1 protein-coding gene is annotated in these 397 nt (G+C 79.3%); it reads right to left on the bottom strand.

Features of this window, described 5'->3' with window-relative positions:
- Positions 1 to 397: hypothetical protein (locus PUR71_RS21730; protein WP_329928740.1), on the bottom strand; the 397-nt coding region annotated here is incomplete at both ends.

The following is a 397-nucleotide window of genomic DNA, read 5'->3' as shown; positions in this document are numbered from 1 at the left end:
CCGCCCACTGCGCCCAGGCCGCCGCGCTGGCCACGGCCCGCGCGAGGGAGGCCGCACCCGACGACGCCCAGGAGGCGCCGGTGGCCGCGCTGGAACGGCTCACCGCGGACTGGGCACAGCTGGAGCGCGCCGCCCGGCGCGCGCACGTCGACCGACCGCAGGTCAGGAGGGGGGAGCAGCGGAACGTGGTGATGAAGGGCCGCGGCGCTGGTCTTTGTGGCGCGTCTGGGGGCGGCCCGGGGCGGGAGCCGCTGCTGGTGCTCGGCGCGGGCCCGGTCCTCCGCCTCGGTCACCCTGGGCGGCAGCGTGCCCCGGTGGGCGATCTCCCCCTCGACGGCGGCGAGCGCCAGGCGGGCGTCCTCGACGGCGCCGCGGGCCTGCTGCACCACGATGAGGT

Source organism: Streptomyces sp. SP17BM10, assembly GCF_036322405.1.
Classification (GTDB): domain Bacteria; phylum Actinomycetota; class Actinomycetes; order Streptomycetales; family Streptomycetaceae; genus Kitasatospora.
Note: the sequence above shows the minus strand (reverse complement) of the source record. Positions and strands in the feature narration are given on the sequence as shown.